Annotated in this window: 14 protein-coding genes; 5 read left to right on the top strand and 9 right to left on the bottom strand. The window is 62.4% G+C overall.

Annotated features, from left to right (window positions below):
* The 9 genes from EV686_RS15780 to EV686_RS15740 form a co-directional block, all read right to left on the bottom strand.
* Positions 1 to 1,514, bottom strand: a 1,514-nt coding sequence (locus EV686_RS15780; protein WP_132477919.1) for a retention module-containing protein, incomplete at its 3' end; no start/stop codon positions are given.
* Positions 1,515 to 1,924: 410 nt separating this feature from the next.
* Positions 1,925 to 2,227: an addiction module antidote protein gene (locus tag EV686_RS15775; protein WP_132477918.1), complete on the bottom strand. Its 303-nt coding sequence runs from the start codon at positions 2,225 to 2,227 to the stop codon at positions 1,925 to 1,927.
* Between the two features lie 11 nt (positions 2,228 to 2,238).
* The gene (locus EV686_RS15770; RefSeq protein WP_132477917.1) at positions 2,239 to 2,529 is read right to left on the bottom strand and encodes a type II toxin-antitoxin system RelE/ParE family toxin; all 291 of its coding nucleotides are present in this window, start codon (positions 2,527 to 2,529) and stop codon (positions 2,239 to 2,241) included.
* 236 nt (positions 2,530 to 2,765) lie between these two features.
* On the bottom strand, positions 2,766 to 3,269 hold the full coding sequence (locus EV686_RS15765) for a glutamate ligase domain-containing protein (protein ID WP_132477916.1): 504 nt from the start codon (positions 3,267 to 3,269) through the stop codon (positions 2,766 to 2,768).
* A 449-nt stretch (positions 3,270 to 3,718) separates the two neighbouring features.
* On the bottom strand, positions 3,719 to 4,354 hold the full coding sequence (locus EV686_RS15760) for a helix-turn-helix transcriptional regulator (RefSeq protein ID WP_132477915.1): 636 nt from the start codon (positions 4,352 to 4,354) through the stop codon (positions 3,719 to 3,721).
* A gap of 18 nt (positions 4,355 to 4,372) precedes the next feature.
* Positions 4,373 to 5,728 carry an HlyD family type I secretion periplasmic adaptor subunit gene (locus tag EV686_RS15755; protein WP_243650924.1) on the bottom strand — a complete coding sequence of 452 codons (1,356 nt, stop codon included), beginning with the start codon at positions 5,726 to 5,728 and terminating at the stop codon, positions 4,373 to 4,375.
* A gap of 41 nt (positions 5,729 to 5,769) precedes the next feature.
* Complete coding sequence (locus EV686_RS15750; protein WP_132477996.1) at positions 5,770 to 7,929, bottom strand: type I secretion system permease/ATPase; 2,160 nt, start codon at positions 7,927 to 7,929, stop codon at positions 5,770 to 5,772.
* A gap of 130 nt (positions 7,930 to 8,059) precedes the next feature.
* On the bottom strand, positions 8,060 to 8,302 hold the full coding sequence (locus EV686_RS15745; RefSeq protein ID WP_132477913.1) for a hypothetical protein: 243 nt from the start codon (positions 8,300 to 8,302) through the stop codon (positions 8,060 to 8,062).
* Positions 8,303 to 8,350: 48 nt separating this feature from the next.
* Positions 8,351 to 9,829, bottom strand: a complete 1,479-nt coding sequence (locus EV686_RS15740; protein WP_132477912.1) for a TolC family outer membrane protein — start codon at positions 9,827 to 9,829, stop codon at positions 8,351 to 8,353.
* Between the two features lie 556 nt (positions 9,830 to 10,385).
* On the opposite strand from EV686_RS15740, the gene EV686_RS15735 reads away from it, so the two are divergent.
* From EV686_RS15735 to EV686_RS15715, 5 genes are read left to right on the top strand one after another with little or no spacing between them, the layout of a single operon-like run.
* Positions 10,386 to 11,120 carry a TetR/AcrR family transcriptional regulator gene (locus EV686_RS15735; RefSeq protein ID WP_132477911.1) on the top strand — a complete coding sequence of 245 codons (735 nt, stop codon included), beginning with the start codon at positions 10,386 to 10,388 and terminating at the stop codon, positions 11,118 to 11,120.
* Positions 11,117 to 13,465, top strand: coding sequence for an acyl-CoA dehydrogenase (locus EV686_RS15730; RefSeq protein WP_132477910.1), 2,349 nt, complete (start codon positions 11,117 to 11,119; stop codon positions 13,463 to 13,465). Before EV686_RS15735 ends, EV686_RS15730 begins: the two co-directional genes overlap by 4 nt.
* 11 nt (positions 13,466 to 13,476) lie before the next feature.
* Positions 13,477 to 14,769 carry an acetyl-CoA C-acetyltransferase gene (locus tag EV686_RS15725; RefSeq protein ID WP_132477909.1) on the top strand — a complete coding sequence of 431 codons (1,293 nt, stop codon included), beginning with the start codon at positions 13,477 to 13,479 and terminating at the stop codon, positions 14,767 to 14,769.
* Positions 14,770 to 14,771: 2 nt separating this feature from the next.
* Positions 14,772 to 16,760: a 3-hydroxyacyl-CoA dehydrogenase NAD-binding domain-containing protein gene (locus EV686_RS15720; protein WP_132477908.1), complete on the top strand. Its 1,989-nt coding sequence runs from the start codon at positions 14,772 to 14,774 to the stop codon at positions 16,758 to 16,760.
* On the top strand, positions 16,757 to 18,058 hold the full coding sequence (locus EV686_RS15715) for an OmpP1/FadL family transporter (RefSeq protein ID WP_132477907.1): 1,302 nt from the start codon (positions 16,757 to 16,759) through the stop codon (positions 18,056 to 18,058). The genes EV686_RS15720 and EV686_RS15715 overlap by 4 nt, the downstream gene beginning before the upstream one ends.
* The last annotated feature ends 225 nt before the right edge of the window (positions 18,059 to 18,283 follow it).

Below are 18,283 nucleotides of genomic sequence, written 5' to 3'. Positions count from 1 at the left end.
TCGGACGCACCCGTTGCCGCGGCATCATCATGCGCCGCACGGCCATCAAGCGTGTATGTCCAGTTGCCATCGGCATCCACCACCAGCGTGCCGTACACGCCGGCCACCGTGCCGCCGCCCGTCACGTCAACCCAGTTGCCGTCCTTGTCCTGCACCTCCAGCTTGGCCAGCGTATCGCCGCCCGTCGCAACATTGATCTTGCCCGACGCCGTCAGGTCGCCGCCACCCGAACCGCCAGGAAGTGCGGACTCCCACACCACGCCATCGTCGCCCTGCACATTGGTGATCGTGACGACCGGCTCCGAGTCGGCCTGCAAGGTGATGGTGACCGTCGCGGTGCTGGTGTCGCCATCACCGTCCGTGATCTCGTATTCGAAGCTGACCTCGCCCTCTTCGCCGGGAGCCGGCGTGTACGTGAAGCTGCCGTCACCGTTGTAGACAAGATCGCCGGCGCCGCTGAGCGTGCCCTCAACCAGTTTGACGCCCGTCGACAGATCCACGCCGTCCGCGCCCTCGGTGTCGTTACCCAGAACGTCAATGGTGACGAGCGCGTTCTCCTCGGTTTGCGTCGCATTGTCATTCTGCGCTTCAGGCGCATCATCCACAATGGTGATGGTGATCTTGCCAGAGGCCTCGCTGCCGTTCCCGCCCTGCACAGACACAGGGATGTCGTCGGTAATCTCGTTATCGTTGCCAGCGCCGCGGTCGTGTTCCTGAGCGTCGGTCAGAGTATAGGTGTACTCAATGACGGCAGAAGTGCTATCGGGGTTCGGCGTGACCTTGGTCACGATCAGCTTGCCCTTGCCTGTGTCGATTTCCTTACCTTCCAGCTCATTCAGCGGATAGGTGACGCCGCCGATGGTGACAGTCGATATGCCGTCAGTGGCCGAAACCCAGATGGTACCGCTGGTGGATTCACTGTCGTCGGCAGGACTGGACAGGCCACGCTCGCTGACCCGGCCGGCATTGTCACCGGTACCCACATTGACGATGATTTCAGCCACGGGAGGGACAAGAGGCGTGTCGCCGTCGGAGCCGCTGGCGCCGCCGGGGAAGCGTACGTCATTAACGGGGGCTGCGCCCGGGCGCGGATATTCCAGGCCCAGGGGGTTCGTGGTTTCCACCACGCTCATCAGGCGCGTGAAGCTGCTGCCGCCGGAATCGCCGCCGCCCAGCACCGCAGCTGTCGGATCCACTTCCGCAAACGGATCATCTCCCGCATCCAGCGCGGCGACCAGGGCGTCGAACTGCGGGCCGGGCGTTGCGGCGGCGGCAGTGGCGTCGGGCTGCGTATTGGAGACTTCATCGCTCAGCAGGAACTCGCGATTCTGGCCGACGGTGAACGGCTCGGCGCCGTCCACTTGCAATTGCACGTTGCTGCCGCTGTTGCCAGTGACGATTTCTGCGTTGACTGGCACCCTCATGCCTTCGCGCAGGGGAGTCAGGCTGCCATCGGAACCACGCACCCAAGCCTGGCCAGTCAGTTGGGTAACAATTGCTGTATCGGTCGCCATGAGAAGAATCTCCGTAAATACGCTTTGACTTCAGTGGGTTATGCCGTCATCTGAAAAATTTTCAGACAAATCGGCGCACAATGAACAGAAGATTACGTTTTGGAAACACTTTTGAATATTGGCGTCGACGACAGGTGTGATGGTGAATTTTTTTTATTTTTCCTGTTTTCGGCGCGAGCAACCGGCGTGTGTAGTCTGAACCAGGGATATTCCCGCCTGGAAACTCTATTCAAATAATTGTTTTTGAAGTGTTTTTATTTTTATGGCGACAGGAATCAAGCGCTTTGGGCAATCGATGATCAATAGACGTTCAAGCGTGGAAACTGTCAATTCTTGACAATACATGGCGTTACAAATAACGAAATATGTAGTTACGTTTTTTGCCGCACTGAATGGAAACCGAGCGAGCCTTAGGTGTGGGAGGCTGCTTGAGGCTGCAGTTTGATACCCAAAGCATGCATGACCTTGAGTATGGTGCCGAAACTGGGGTTTCCTTCTCCTGAAAGAGCCTTGTACAGGCTTTCACGGCCTAGCCCTGTTTTCTTGGCAAGCTGGGTCATGCCTTTGGCTCGAGCAATGTCACCCAGGGCAGCGGCAATAAATGCGGAATCGTCGCCTGCTTCATCCATGCAGGCTTGCAGATACATCACCATGTCTTCTTCAGTCTTGAGGTACTCAGCGGAATCCCACTTGCGTAGCTTGATTTTTCCCATGGCGGCCTCTCTTACAGTCCTCGCGCGATTTCAAGTGCGGTTTTGATATCTTGCTTTTGAGTAGATTTGTCGCCACCTGCCAGCAAGATCACGATGTCCATGCCTCTCTGCGCGAAATACACACGATAGCCCGGCCCGTGGTGGATTTTCATCTCCGAAACACCCTCTCCAACGGGCTCGCATTCACCAAGATTTCCAAATTCAGCTCGGCGGATTCTTGCCTGGATTCGCTTCTGGGCCATCTTGTCGCGCAACTCGACAAACCACCCATCGAATATTTCGGTGGTAAGGATTGTCTTCATACCATCAATTGTATAAAATGGGATACACTCACGTCAAGATAAGGCGTCATGCCCATACTCCACGCAACAAGGAGTACTGACTGTAGGTGTGTCACAAGAAAAACGCGACCGAGTGAATGCATTCGTCCATACGCAAAACTACGCAATCACGCGAACAGGCTCCGCAAACTCACGATCTCCCACACGCCTGCCAGACCAATAATCAGGCATCTTTCGGCGCCCGCCGACTCAGCACTTCAACACATGTGTTTACCGGTATGAACATGCTCTTCCATCCACCCAGCAATGATTTTTTCAAAGCCGATGGAATTGGAGCTCTTGATCAACACCGTGTCGCCATCCTGTAGCCAGGCATCCAGTTCGGCCTTCAACTCCGCTGCCGAAGCGAACCATTTTCCCTTGATGCCCGCCCGGGCCATTTCAGGCTCCAGTGTGCGCCACAAGTCGTGCATTAGTTCGCCGCATAGCAACAGGCGGTCGGGGCAGGTCTGAAGCACCGGATCTTTCAATGCGACATGGTAATCCGCGGCGTTTTCACCAAGCTCCAGCATGTCTCCCAACACCACGACCCTGTGCGCGGGAAGTGTGTCCGACTGCTCCAACGCCGCCAAAGCAGCCGTCATGGAGAGTGGGTTGGCATTGTATGCCTGGTCAATGACGGAGATATGCCGGTCGCCAAGCCGCAGCGACAAGACCTGCCCCCGGCCTTTGATGGGTGCGAAAGCCTCCAGGTTCGGCAATGCTGTCCATGATCGGGCTGCAGGGTTACGTTGCCGCCTCGCTCCGTCACGATTTCCACACCGGCAGGTATGCGCATGCCCTCACGAATAGCATTCAGGGATCCGTCTTCATTACGAATCCATGCCTGCCCCTTCAATTGGGTAACCACTGCCACATCCAATACCATCGTCCTTCGCTCCCGGAATGCTTGCACAGCATCTTCCGCCCTGGATTCCAAACAATCCAAGGGAAAACCCTTAATCACTTATTGGAGTATAAAACCGCCCGGCAGCCCCGGGCATTGTCCGTGACGCCAGGTTGTCTGAAATTAATGAAAATATGTCAAATTCAACAAAAAACCACAATTCTTATTGAAAAATGCGGCAAAAACCAACCGCTCAAACAGTGCTCCGAATGCCCGGGAAGCACAGCCGGGTCGTGCTCGCCAGCCTCTGTTGCACCGCGTGCATCAGCGAATTCCATGCACCTTCAGGGCAAGCAGCAAACGATCCGTCACGCCGAGCTTGTCGAATACGGCGGACAAATGCGCACGCACGGTGCGCTCGGTGATGCCGAGCATATCGGCAATGGCCTGGTTGGAATCTCCCATGGCGGCGCGCTGCGCCACCTCCACCTCGCGCTGCGTCAGGCCGTTGGCCCAATCGGTGGACGTCCGGTGCGACAGGCGGCTGTCGATTTCCCGCAGCAGCCGGGTTACCAGCGTGCGCCCCATCCAGATATCGCCCGCCGAGACATGCGTCAATATGCGGCCAAGCGCCTCGGCCGGCGCATAGGCGTGCGCATAGCCGCTGGCGCCCAGGCTCAGCGCCTGCTTGCCTTCCTCATCCGAAGGACTGGTGCTGGCCACCAGCAGCCGCACGTCCTTCAGCAAAGGCTGCCAGGTCTGGCTATCGCCCCAGCCGGGCAGGTCCGGCAAACCGGAATCCAGCACGGCCAGCCTGCGGCCCTGGTGCTGCCAGCGCTTCAGGTCGTCCAGCGTGCGTCCGCGCACTGCCGTCCACTGGCCGGCATCGAGCTGCTCCCAATGCTGCCAGAGCAAGTCGTCATGCGTGACGAGCAATACATGAACTGCCTGAGCCGTCATATCTCTTACCTCGATCCTCTACCGCTCTGTCAACGCATTCGTCTTGGCGCGCAGCACCGGCTTTAGCAGGTAATGCAGCAGCGTGCGCTTGCCTGTCAGGATATGCACTTCCGCCACCATGCCCGGGATGATGGGCTGCTTGTCGCTGCCCACGTAGGCGCGCTCGGTACGAACCTTGACGATATAGAACGAATTGCCTTTCTCATCGGTGATCGTATCCACGCCGATCTGTTCCACTTTGCCTTCCAGGCCGCCATAAATGGCGAAGTCGTAGGCCGTGAACTTGACCTCCGCCTTCTGGTCCGGATGCAGGAAGCCGATATCGCGCGGACTGATCTGCACTTCCAGCAGCAATGTGTCGTCGCTGGGTACGATGTCCAGGATGTCCTTGCCGGGCTGCACGACGCCGCCCACGGTATTGGCCATCAGGGTCTTGATGGTGCCGCGCACCGGCGAGCGTACTTCCGCCAGGCGGACGCGGTCCACCAGGGCCAGTTGGCCCTGCTCAAGCGTGGCCAGCCTTGCGCGAGTCTCCGACAGCTCCACGCGCGCCTGGTTGCGCACATTGAGCTCGGCCTCCTGGATCTTGTTCTCGGCCTCCTGGATGGCGGAGCGGATACGGTCGATCTGCGCTCCGGCCGCCTTGGCCTCGCCGCAATAGCGCGCCACGTCGCGCTGCAGGCGCAGCAGGTCGACTTCGGATACGGCGCCGCTGGCCAGCAGCGGGCGGGTCACCTTCAGTTCCCGGGAGGTCAGGCCGCAGCTGGATGCCGCCTGGTCGCGGTTGGCTTCGGTTTCGCGCAGCTCCTGCTGGCGCTGGTTGTACTGGTCACGCGCAATGCTCAAGGTCGCCGACAATTCCTGCGTGCGCGCCTCCCAGACGCGGCGCTCCATCTCGATGATGTGCGGCGCTTCCGCCAGTACGTCTTCAGGCGCCTGAAAGGTTTCCCCACTGGCCAGCGCCTCCAGCCGCGCAGCCTTGGCTTTCAGCGACAGCATCTCGACGCGGTTCTCGCCCAGCGAAGAGGAATAGCGCGTGGGATCGATGCGCAGCAACACCTGTCCGGTCTCCACATGCTCGCCGGCCCTGATCAGGATTTCTTCCACGATGCCGCCATCCAGGCTTTGCACCACCTGGACCTGGCGCGAAGGCACGACCTTGCCCTGGCCGCGCACGACCTCGTCGATCTCGCCGCGCGAGGCCCAGAACAGCAGCGACGCTACCACCAGCAGCGAGATCCACAGCAGCAGCCGCGACCCGCGCGCCTGCTGCTGCGATACGGCCCAGTTGGCGTCCGCCTCGAAGTCGTCCCTCGTGGGCTTCTTGCCGCCCGATCCGCCGAACAGCGCCGATGGCGCCGCCGGTAGCAGCATGGCCAGGAGACGGGCGATATGTCCGGTACGGAAGATGCCGCTCATGCCGCGCGCCCTCCCGAACGCCCGATGCGTCCGTGGCGCAAGGCGTCGATCACCTGCTCCTTGGGTCCGTCGGCCATGATCCGGCCCTGGTCGATGACGATCAGGCGATCCACCAGTTCCAGCAGGGCCGTGCGGTGGGTCACCAGGATCATGGTCTTGCCCGCGCCCGCATCCTTCAGGCGCGCCTTCAGCGCAGACTCGCTCTGGTTGTCCATATTGCTGCTGGGCTCATCCAGCAGCAATATGGGAGGATCGTTGATCAGCGCGCGGGCGACTGCGATGGACTGGCGCTGCCCGCCGGACAGCGAATCGCCGCGCTCGCCGATGGACATGCTGTAGCCGTCCGGATGCTGAGCCGCGAACTCGTCCACCCCGGCAACCTTGGCGGCATAGAGCATGTCGCCGTCGTCGGCGAACGGCGCGCCGATGATCAGGTTGTGCTTCAGCGTGCCGTAGAACAGGACGGGATCCTGCGGCACGTAGCCGACGGCGCGGCGCAGGTCGGCGGGATCGATCTGCGCGATGTCGATGCCGTCGATCAGCACCTTGCCCTGGGTTGGCGCATACAGGCCCAGCACCAGTTTTTCCAGCGTGGTCTTGCCGGAGCCGATGCGGCCGATGATGCCGACCTTTTCCCCGGCCCTCAGTTTGAAGCTGATGTCGTTCAGCGAGGACTGGCTGCTTCCCGGATAGCTGAAGCTGACATTGCGGAATTCGATGCCGCCCTGCAATGTAGGGCGCGGCACGAATGTCTTTTCCGTCGGATGCTCGACCGGCATCTTCATATAGTTGTCGATCGAGTCCAGCGAAGTGCGGGCGTTCTGGTATTGCATCATCAGGCCGGCGACCTGGCCCAGAGGCGCCAGGCAGCGGCCGGCGATCATGGACGACGCAATGATGCCGCCCAGCGACAGCGCAGCGTCCTGGATGAGATACGTGCCGATCACGATGACGCTGATGGTGACGAGTTGCTGCGCCGTCTGGACGAAGCCCACCGTCGCGGAGGAAATGAACTTGATCTTGCCGCCCAGGTACGCCAGGTATTGCGTGGCGCGTTCCCAGTTGCGCTGCGTCGTGCCCTGCGCATTCAGGGACTTCAGCGTCTCCAGCCCGGTCAGGGATTCGACCAGGACGGCATTGCGCTGCGAACTGGCCTGGAACGAGGCCAGTGTCAGGCTTTCCATCTTGGCCTGCGCGAAGAACGACACGACCAGCACCACGACGATGGCCACGACCGGGGGAATCAGCATGTAGGGCGAGATCCAGCCCAGCACGGCCAGGAACACCAGGATGAACGGCAGATCGACCAGCGTGGTCAGGCTGGCCGAGGCGATGAAGTCGCGCACGGACTCGAACGAGCGCAGGTTGGCGGCAAACGATCCGACGGAGGCAGGCTTGCTTTCCATGCGCAGATCGAGCACCTGCTCCATGATCTGGCCAGACAGTTTGACATCCACCTTCTTGCTGGCGGTATCGACCACATAAGCGCGCACGGTGGTCAGCACCCAGTTGAACACCGTGGTCAATCCAATGCCTATGGTCAGTACCCAAAGGGTTTCGACGGCATTGTTGGGGACGACGCGATCATACACGTTCATGGTGAACAGCGGCATGACCAGGGCGAACAGGTTGATCAGAAGCGCCGCCACTACCGCATCGCGGTACAAGCGCCAGTTCTCGAGCACCACAGCCCAGAACCAGTGCGAGCTGCGCGCTTTGCGCCCTTCTTTCGCGCGCGCTTCGTAACGGAACTGCGGACGCACGAAGCAAGCCATGCCGGTATATTCGGCCAGCAGATCCCGGGTCCGGACTTCGATGGGGCTGCCGGCCTCCGGGTATTGCACCATGCAGGTCTCGTCGCGCACCTCCAGCAGCAGGCAGGCGCGCCCGCCGTGCAGGATGAGGATAGCGGGCAGCAGCCCTTCGGGAATGCCGTCGATATCGCGGCGCACGATGCGCGTGGTGAATTGCGCGCGCGCCGCGGCGCGCGACAGCAGCGACGGCGTCAGCCTGTGGTCGACCAGCGGCAGGCCGCCCGACAGCGCCTGCGCCGTATAGGGCGTGCCGTGCAGCCGAGTCAGCTCGACCAGGCAATTCAACAATGGATCGTCGTGCGCGGAATGCGGAGGGATCCGCCACTCGGGGGACGGGGGCATTGCGGACGATGCATCATCCAGGGAAACCACAGCGCCCGGGGCCTTTCCAGCCCTGGTTTCGCCAGGCGAGACACCTTCCGGCGCCTCCTGGCCAGGCTGCTCCGCAGCCTGCGGGATTTCCGTATTTCGTTCAGATGATGCTGTTTTCGTCATCGTCAATCAGGTCGAGCGAGTCGCGCATGCGTTGTCGAACGCGCTTGCGCTGGTTAAGTTTTTCCAGGGCTTCCGGCGGAAGGTCGGTCAGGCGTATGACGCCATTGGCAAGCAGAACCTCGATCAAGTCCTCCAGCACCCGAATGAATGAAATATCCAGTTCTGAAAGCGATTCTCGAACTTCCGCCGCCTTGTTGCTGCCCTGACCTTGCTGTGCCATAACCCCTCCGGTGTAAATAATTGAAACCGGAATGAACTATAACCGGGATCAGTTGCGGTTTGCCGGGCTGCCCGTGCGAACCACCGGCGGACGCATGCCATCGCGGTACTCCACCGTGATCGGCGTCAGGTTGCTGGTGTCCGGCAGAGGCGCCACGCAGGCCTTCAGGCTTTCGTCGGGCAGCAGGAAGTCGCTGGTCTCCTGGAATTCCTGGGTATGCGGCTGTGCGATGCCCAGCACGGGAAGCACGCGGTTCGACAGCGCCAGCCAGCGGTATTCGGCCTTCTTCAGGTCGTAAATGCCATTGAGCAGGGCGCGGCGGGAGTCGAACAGCTCGTTTTCCGTATCCAGCAGGTCGAGCAGCGAACGCTGGCCGATCTGGAACTGCTGCTGGTAGGCGGTGCGGACCTTGGACGTGGCCAGCTCATGCTCCTGCAGGAACGGCAGTTGATGGCGCAGGCGCATGACGTTGTTCCAGGCCACGGCCAGCTCCTGCTGCACGTTGCGGCAGGTGTAGTCGCGCACATCGCGAGCCGCATACATCTGGGCGGACGTCTGGCGCACGCGGGCCGCATCGGCGCCACCGCGGTACAGGTTGTAGGACATGACCAGTTGAACGCGCGAGCTCTGGATGTCGCGGTTGGAGCGGCCCGGGAGTTCGCGGTCGGTGCCGGTGGAGGCGCGGAATTCCAGCGTAGGAGAATACAGCGTGCCGGTTGCCGCTTCCTTGCCCTTTTCGGCGGCATGCACCAGTGCCTGCTTGGACAGCAGCGACGGATTCACGCGTACCGACTCCAGGAAGTTCTCCGGCGCTTGGGGAAGCTGATTCGCAACATCGGGCACATCGGCCAGGACGGGTGCCGGTAGCTCGCCCACGAGACGGCGGTAGCGCTGTGTCACGTCGTTCAGGTTGTTGCTTTCGGTCATCAGGTTGGTCTGGGCCAGCGCCAGGCGGCCATAGGCCTGCTCTAGGTCGACGCCACGGCCTACGCCGGACTCCTGGCGCTCGCGCAGGTGGCCCAGCGTGTTTTCGTGCATCCTGAAGTTGTCGCGCGCGAGTACTTCCATTTCGCGATAGCGCTGCACATCGATGTAGGCGTTGACGGCTTCATTGGCCAGCGCATCGGTCGTGGCCAGCAATTCGAAGTAGCCGGACAGCTTCTCGAAGCCCAACTGGCGGTACGTGTTGTATGTGGTGAAGCCATCGAACAGCAGTTGGCGCAGTTCGAGACTGTAGCCGTGCCGGCCCCAGTCGTAGGAGGGTGAATCGGGCACGCGGCTGCGCCACTCGCGACCGACCCAGCCCTGCGCGCTCACTTGTGGCAGCATGCCGCCGCGCACGACTTTCTGGCCTTCCAGCGACGACTGGAAATCATGGAAGCGCGCCCGGATTTCCGGATGCGTGAGGATTGCCTGCTCGACAACCTTCTCCAGAGTCTGGCTACCCTGTTGCTGCGACCAGGCCGTGGTGCTCATGATGACAGCACTGGCGATGGCTGCCAATTTGAATGAACGCTTCAAGGACATGGTGGACCTCCCAAATCGGACTGTTTTCCGTATATCAAGAAAACCAAATTGCATTTATTTACAAAGATGGGCATGTGTGGCAGAAAAAACCCGGGCATGCGCCGCCGGACGGGCGCACGAATACCTACTCTCGGGTATCCCGACAGCCAATCATTGTCACAAGTGTTAGTGATTGCATACGGCTTTCTCGCCGATCGGCAAGGCGGAGCTACGGGCTTCCGGCCCGTATTCTTGGAGCATAACCTTGCGTCTTGAGCAGATTGCTTTCCGAATCCTTTTGAATTTCAGTCGGGAAGTTATCAATCTGTGACGAATTATATGGGTTTACCCAGTAAATGCACACATTTTGGCAACAAAAAACAATAAAGAAATGTCAATATGAAAATTTGTATCAAAACAAGGCTATATCAGCGCAGCATAACCCCTTGAAAAGCATGGATATCCGGATTTCATCCTAGGCCTTCCGCTTACCGTGCATCAGGGTCAATACCAGTTCCCTAAAACATACAGCCCATCTAAATTCAAACAAACGTTTGATCTAAAATACAGGTTGCCTATGAACACTTCTCGCGCAGCGCTGACATCCACGGCAATCCTCGATGCCGCCGAACGCCTGTTCGCCCGTCAGGGGCACGACAAGACATCGATGCGCCAGATCACAGCCGAGGCAGACGTCAACCTGGCTTCCATCAACTACCACTTCGGCTCCAAAGAGCAACTGATACAGGCAGTATTCAAGCGACGCATCTCCATCCTGAATGAAGAACGCCTGCGTATGCTGGACGCGCTGGAGGCCCAGGCCGGCGGCCGGCCGCTGAAACCCTCCCAGGTGGTCGAGGCGTTTTTCAGCCCCCTGGTGCGCCACGCTTACGACGACAGCGGAAGCAAGCCGTTCACGCCGCTGATCGAGCACAGCCGCTTCGACCAGAACGGCTTCATCGGCACCCTGTTCACGAAAGAGCACATCGGCGTGGTCACGCGCTTTCGCCGGGCATTCCAGAAGGCATTGCCCGATGTTCCGCTGGAAGACATCCTGTGGCGCTTCAACTTCATGCTCGGCGCCACGTCCTACGCCATCATGGGCATGGATGCCCTGCGTACCGCCGTCGGGCTCGCGCCTCAGCCCGACGAAGAGAAGCCCGGCGTCGAAGAAGTACTGCAACGGCTGATGAGCTTTCTGCTCGGCGGCCTGCGGGCGCCATTGCCCGAACGGCAGGCGCAGCCCTGCGCGGCGGCTCCGCTGGAAGCATCGCCGGCTTCCCTCCAGTCCAATACCGAGGGGGTCCTATGAGTTCATTCCTGCTGATCCTGCTGTTTCTCATCATCGTCGCCGCGCTGGCGCTGGCTGTGGCGCCGTTGCGCCAGCACCTGCTGTCCCGGCCCCTGCTCGGCGTGTTCCGCCGCATACTGCCGCAGATGTCCGACACGGAGCGCGACGCCCTGGAAGCCGGTACCGTATGGTGGGAAGGCGATCTGTTCAGCGGCAATCCCGACTGGACGAAACTGCACGCCTATCCCAAGCCGACGCTGACGGAAGAAGAACAGGCCTTCCTGGACAATGAGGTAAACACCGTCTGCGGCATGGTCAACGACTGGCGCATCACCACGCAAGACTACGATCTGCCGCCGGAGGCCTGGCAATACCTGAAGGACCATCGCTTCTTCGGCATGATCATTCCCAAGGCATACGGCGGGCGCGGGTTTTCCGCGCTGGCGCACTCCGAAGTCGTGACGCGGCTGTCGACCCGCAGTTCCGCGCTCTCCGTGACCGTCATGGTGCCGAACTCGCTGGGGCCGGCGGAACTGTTGCTGCACTACGGCACGCAGGAGCAGAAGGACCACTACCTGCCGCGCCTGGCGACCGGCCAGGAAATTCCCGCCTTCGCGCTGACCAGTCCCTGGGCCGGATCCGACGCCGCCGCCATCCCCGACAGCGGCATCGTCTGCAAGGGCATGTGGAACGGCGAAGAGGTCCTGGGCATGCGCGTCACCTGGGACAAGCGCTACATCACGCTGGGGCCGGTATGCACGCTGCTGGGACTGGCATTCCGCCTGTATGATCCCGATGGGCTGCTGGGTCCCGTCAAGGACATCGGCATCACCTGCGCGCTAGTGCCTTCCGACCACCCAGGCGTGGAAACCGGGCGCCGGCACTATCCGCTGCATGCCATGTTCATGAACGGCCCCACGCGCGGCCGTGACGTATTCATGCCGCTGGACTTCATCATCGGCGGCCCGCAAATGGCGGGGCAGGGCTGGCGCATGCTGATGGAGTGCCTGGCGGCGGGCCGGTCGATTTCCCTGCCGTCTTCCTATACCGGCATGGCCCAGCTCACCGCCCGCACCGTCGGCGCCTATTCGCTGATCCGCAACCAGTTCCGCCTGCCCATCGGCAAGTTCGAAGGCGTGGAGGAAGCGCTTGCGCGCATCGGCGGAAATACCTACCTGATCGACGCCGCCCGCACCATGACGGCAGGCGGCGTCGACCTGGGGGAAAAACCATCCGTCGTCTCCGCCATCGTCAAATACCATTTGACGGAGCGCGGGCGGCAGGTGGTCAACGACGGCATGGACATCATCGGCGGCAAGGGCATCTGCCTGGGTCCGTCGAATTTCCTGGGTTCCGCCTACCAGCAGATTCCCGTCGGCATCACGGTGGAAGGCGCGAACATCCTGACCCGCAGCCTGATCCTGTTCGGCCAGGGCGCCATCCGCTGCCATCCCTACGTCCTGAAAGAGATGCGCGCCGCGCACGATACTGACCGCGAGCGCGCCCTTCAGGATTTCGACCGCGCCTTCTGGGGGCATGTCCGGTTCACGCTGCGCAATACATTGCGCAGCATCGGGCATAGCCTGAGCGCAGCCCGCTTCGCCAGGACCGATGCGCTGGTCGCAGACGAAATGCTGCCCTACTATCGCCAGCTGAGCCGTTTTTCGGCTGCCTTCGCCATGTTGGCCGATACATCTATGCTGGTCCTGGGCGGGTCGCTGAAAATGCGCGAGCGCCTGTCGGCCAGGCTGGGAGACTGCCTGTCGCAGATGTACCTGGTCTCGGCCACGCTGAAGCGCTTCGAGGACGACGGGCGCCAGGCGGACGACGCGCCGCTGGCACACTGGGCGATACAGGACGCCTTGTATCGCCTGCAGCAGGCGTTCGAAGGCGTCATTGCCAACTTTCCCAACCGCTTCATCGCGGCGCTGCTGCGCTTGGCCATCTTTCCGTGGGGCCGGCCATTTCGCGAACCTTCCGACAAGCTGGGCAAGAGCGTGGCCCGCGCCCTGATGAAGCCGGGCGCCGCCCGCGACCGCCTCACGCACAGCGTCCACGCTCCCGTCAGCGACACCGAGCCGACAGGCGCCATCGAGGCTGCCCTGGCGGCAAGCCTGGCCGCCGCCCCCATCGATGCCAAGATCCGGACCTTCGAAAAAAGCGGTCGGCTGGCGGACAATCCGCAGGCCAATGTGCGTGATATTACCCATGCCGCCCATATGGAAGGCGGCATCGACGACCAGGAATACGCTATCGTAAAACACCGCGATATGTTGCGCGACCGCGTGATTGCCGTGGATGACTTCCCCTTCCACCTGTTCGGCAGCCGCGCCTCGGCGCCCGCCGAACGAGACGACGCTGCCTGAGGATGTACACCATGCCATTCGAACCCGTTTACATCGTGGATGGCGCCCGCACCCCGTTCCTGAAGGCGCGCGGCGCTCCCGGACCGCTATCCGCCTCCGACCTCGCCGTGCAGACCGGCCGCGAACTACTGCTGCGCCAGCCGTTCTTCCCGCAGGACCTGGACGAGGTCATCGTCGGCTGCGCCGCACCCTCGCCCGACGAAACCAATATCGGCCGCGTCGTATCACTGCGGCTGGGCTGCGGCCACAAGGTGCCCGGCTGGACCGTGATGCGCAACTGCGCTTCCGGCATGCAGGCGCTGGACTCCGCCATCATGGGCATACAGACCGGCCGCTGCGATCTGGCGCTGGCCGGCGGCGCGGACGCGCTGTCGCGCGCCCCCGTCCTGATGTCGGATGACATGGTGCGCTGGCTTGCCGCTTTCAACGGCGCCAAGTCGCTGCCTCAAAAGCTCAAGACCCTGGGCGGGCTGCGCCCCGTCTTTCTGAAACCCGTCATCGGCCTGCTGAAAGGGCTGACCGATCCCGTGACCGGCCTGAGCATGGGACAGACGGCGGAGAACCTGGCTTATCAGTTCGGCATCGACCGGCAGGCCATGGACACCTATGCCGCCCAAAGCCACGCCCGGGCGCTGGCCGCGCAGCAGGCCGGACGCCTGCGTGAAATCACTCCGGTCGCGGACGACAGCGGCAGGCTGTACGAACAGGACGACGGCGTGCGCAACGACTCCACGCCCGAGCGTCTGGCAAAGCTCAAGCCCGTCTTTGACAAGCCCTGGGGCAACGTGACGGCAGGCAACAGCTCCCAGGTGACGGATGGCGCGGCATTGCTCCTGCTGGCATCGGAGCAGGCCGTGCGGCGCTGGAATCTGCAGCCCCTGGGCCGCATCGCCGACGCGCAATGGGCCGGGCTGGATCCGGCCAGCATGGGTCTCGGGCCCGTGCATGCCGCCACCCCCATCCTGCAGCGCCACGGCCTGGGCCTGAACGACCTAGACCTGTGGGAAATCAACGAAGCCTTCGCCGCCCAGGTCCTGGCCTGCCAGGCTGCCTGGAACGACGAAGACTACTGCCAGGCCAATTTCGGACGATCTTCTTTTGGACGAATCGATAGCGAGCGACTAAATGTGGACGGCGGCGCCATTGCGCTGGGACACCCGGTCGGCGCGTCCGGCGCGCGCATCGTGCTGCACCTGCTGCATGCGCTGCGCGAGCGCAACCTGAAACGCGGCATCGCCGCCATCTGCATCGGCGGCGGGCAAGGCGGCGCCATGCTGATTGAAACCTGCGAACCCAAGGCATGACTATGGCAAGCACAATCGACGCGCTCAATCTGCGCCATTTCCACTGCAGCATCGATACCGGCCGCATTGCCTGGCTGGGCATCGACTGCGCGGACAGCTCCGTCAACCGCTTGTCCGCCGATGTAATGGCGGAGCTCGGCAAGGTGCTGGATCATTTCGCCCTGAAGCCGCCCGCGGGACTCGTGATCCATTCCCGCAAAAGCGCCGGCTTCATTGCTGGCGCCGACATCAGCGAATTCTCGTCTCTGGACTCCGCCGAGCATGCGCGCAGCATCGTGTCGCGTGGCTGGAGCATGTTCGACCGCCTGGCCAGCGTATCCTACCCGACCCTGGCCCTGATCCGCGGCCACTGCCTGGGCGGCGGCCTGGAGCTGGCCCTGGCCTGCCGCTATCGGCTGGTGGTGGATGACCCCGCGACTTCGCTGGCGCTGCCCGAAGTCATGCTGGGCATCTTCCCCGGCTGGGGCGGCATGCACCGCCTGCCCAGGATGATCGGCCCCGTGGCGGCGCTGGACATGATGCTGACCGGCCGTCCGGTGGACGCCCGCAAGGCTTATCGCATCGGCCTGGCGGACGGCATCGTCGCCCCTCGGCTGATGGAGCGTGCAGCGGCGCAGATGGTACTGTCCGGCAGACCCCGCCGCAGGCCTGGCCCTGTCCAGAGCCTGATGAACCACCCGTCAGTGCGCCCCCTGCTGGCCAAACAGGCGCTGAAGAAACTGCAACAGAAAGACCCGCAAGGCCATTATCCCGCACCCCGCGCCATCCTGGACATCTGGGCCCGCTACAACGGCAATGCGCTCAGAACCCCCGAACGCATCAACAGCATCCTGCAGTCCGATACGGCCCGCAACCTGGTGCGCGTCTTCCACCTGCAGGAGCGCCTGAAAGCCTTCGGCAAGGCGGGCAAGGGTCATGCGCCGGTTGCGCACGTGCACGTCGTCGGCGCAGGCGTCATGGGAGGCGACATCGCCGCATGGTGCGCCCTGAAAGGCATGACGGTCACGCTGCAGGACCAGGATCGCGAGCGCATCGCCGCCGCGCAAGGCCGGGCGTACGCATTGTTCACCCGCAAGCTGAAGGACAAGCGCCAGGCGCGCGCGGCATCGGACCGCCTGATCCCCGACATGCAGGGCCACGGTATCCCGCACGCCAACGTCGTGATCGAGGCCATCAGCGAAAACCTGCAGGCCAAGCAAGGCTTGTACCAGGCGATCGAGCCGCAGCTCAGGCCGGACGCGATCCTTGCCACCAATACTTCCAGCCTGTCGCTGGAAGAGCTGCGCACAGGCCTGTCCCGGCCCGAACGCCTGGTCGGTATCCATTTCTTCAATCCCGTGGCCAGGATGCCGCTGGTGGAGGTCGTGGAAACGGCGCAGACCGATCCTGCGGCCATCCGGCTCGCCCACGCCTTCGTCGGGCAGATCGGCAAACTGCCCCTGCCCGTGCAAAGCACGCCGGGCTTCCTGGTCAATGCGGTGCTGGCGCCATACATGCTGGAAGCCATGCGCTGCCTGGACCAGGGGACCAGACCCGAAACCATTGATGCCGCAATGACGGCCTTCGGCATGCCGATGGGGCCGATCGAGCTGATTGATACTGTCGGACTCGACATCGCGCGCGATGCAGGCCGGCAACTGACCGGCAATGCCTCCATGCCCAACTGCCTGGAAACCAGGCTGTCGCGCGGCGACCTGGGCCGCAAGACCGGGCGCGGCTTCTATGTCTGGAAGAACGGCAAGCCCGTCAAGCAGCAGCCTGACCCCATCCCTCCCCGACTGACCGAGCGCCTGATCGAGCCGCTGGTCGTCACGACGCGCAGGCAGCTGGATGCCGGTGTCGTCGCCGACGCCGACCTGGCCGATGCAGGCATCATCTTCGGCACCGGCTTCGCTCCGTTCACCGGCGGGCCGCTGCATTACATGGACACGCAAAACAGCACGCGGCATGCTCCCGCTGCCGCCCCCACCGCAGAGGAGGCTACATCATGACGACACGCAGCACCTTTGTTTTGCGCGCGATTCCTGCCCTGCTCGTCGGACTAGGCAGCGCCGCCGCGCAAGCCGCCGGGTTCCAGTTGCTGGAGCAGAACGCCAGCGGCATCGGCAACGCCTACGCCGGATCCGCCGCCATCGCAGAAAACGCCAGCACCATCTACTTCAACCCGGCCGGCATGACCCTGCTGCCAGGCCTGAACGTATCAGGCGGCCTATCGCTGATCCGGCCGTCGTTCAAGTTCTCCGACTCGGGTTCGACCGCCGCCACACGCCCCGTCTCCGGCCTGCCCGCCAGTCCGGGAAATCTCAACGGCGGAGACGCGGGCTCCTGGGCCGCCGTGCCCAACGCCTATCTATCGTGGCAGGTCAACGAGCGATGGTTCCTGGGCCTGGGCATCGGCGCCCCGTTCGGCCTGGCGACGGAATACGGCGACGACTGGATCGGACGCTACCACTCGAAGAAGTTCTCCATCGAAACCATCAACATCAACCCATCCGTCGCCTTCAAGGTCAATGACCGCCTGTCCATCGGCGCCGGCCTGAACTGGCAGCACATCAAGGCCGACTACCGGCGGGCCGTTCCGCACCCCATGCCCGGCCAGACCGACATGGAAGCCAAGGTGAAGATGTCGGGCGACGCCTGGGGCTGGAACCTGGGCCTGATGTACCAGTTGACGGACGATACCCGCGTCGGCCTGTCCTACCGCTCGCGCATCAAGCACAAGCCCGACGGCGACCTCGCCATCCGGAACGACGGCGCGACGATACCCGGCCTGCTGCCCGCCATGCAGGTCAGCGACGCCAATGCCTCCGTCTCGCTGCCCGATACGGCGATCCTCAGCGTGGTGCACAACCTGAACAGCCGCTGGACCCTGCTGGGCGACCTGTCGTGGACGGGCTGGAGCTCCATCCCCAAGCTCGACATCGAAAGCAATGGCGCGGTCGCCGACACGCTGAAGCTGAAATTCCGCGATACCTGGCGCGTCGCCCTGGGTGCAAACTACCACGTCAACGACAAATGGACGATCAAGACGGGGATCGCCTACGACCAGTCTCCGGTCGACGACGACAATCTTCGCCCCACCTCCCTGCCCGACAACAACCGGACCTGGCTGTCGCTGGGCGCGCAGTACCGCTTCGACAGCAACACTGTCGTCGACGTGGGCTATACCCGCCTGTTCACCAGTTCGACCGGCATCAATAACGACAGTGCACCGGAAAAAGGCGTGGTGCGGGGCAGCTACAAATCGAACGTGAATCTGTTCGGAATCCAGGTTTCCCACCGCTTCTGATCATGTGGCTGCCGGCGGGCGCGGGCGTCGTCCGCCGGCAGCCATTCAGCCTCATCGGATCCCCGTATCCCTCTTTCCTGTACCGTCGGCGGGTTCCGGAGTGATACCATCCTATCCATATCAGTAAAAAAGGCCCCCACGCTGCGCCTTCGGCTTGCTGCCCCCAAGGGGGGCGCTTTTTACCTTGGGGCGGCCCAGCGGTAAAAAAAGCCTGGCATGTCGCCC

The organism is Paracandidimonas soli, assembly GCF_004342005.1.
GTDB lineage: Bacteria > Pseudomonadota > Gammaproteobacteria > Burkholderiales > Burkholderiaceae_B > Paracandidimonas > Paracandidimonas soli.
The sequence above is the reverse complement of the archived record's forward strand: the minus strand, read 5'-3'. Positions and strand labels throughout refer to the sequence as shown.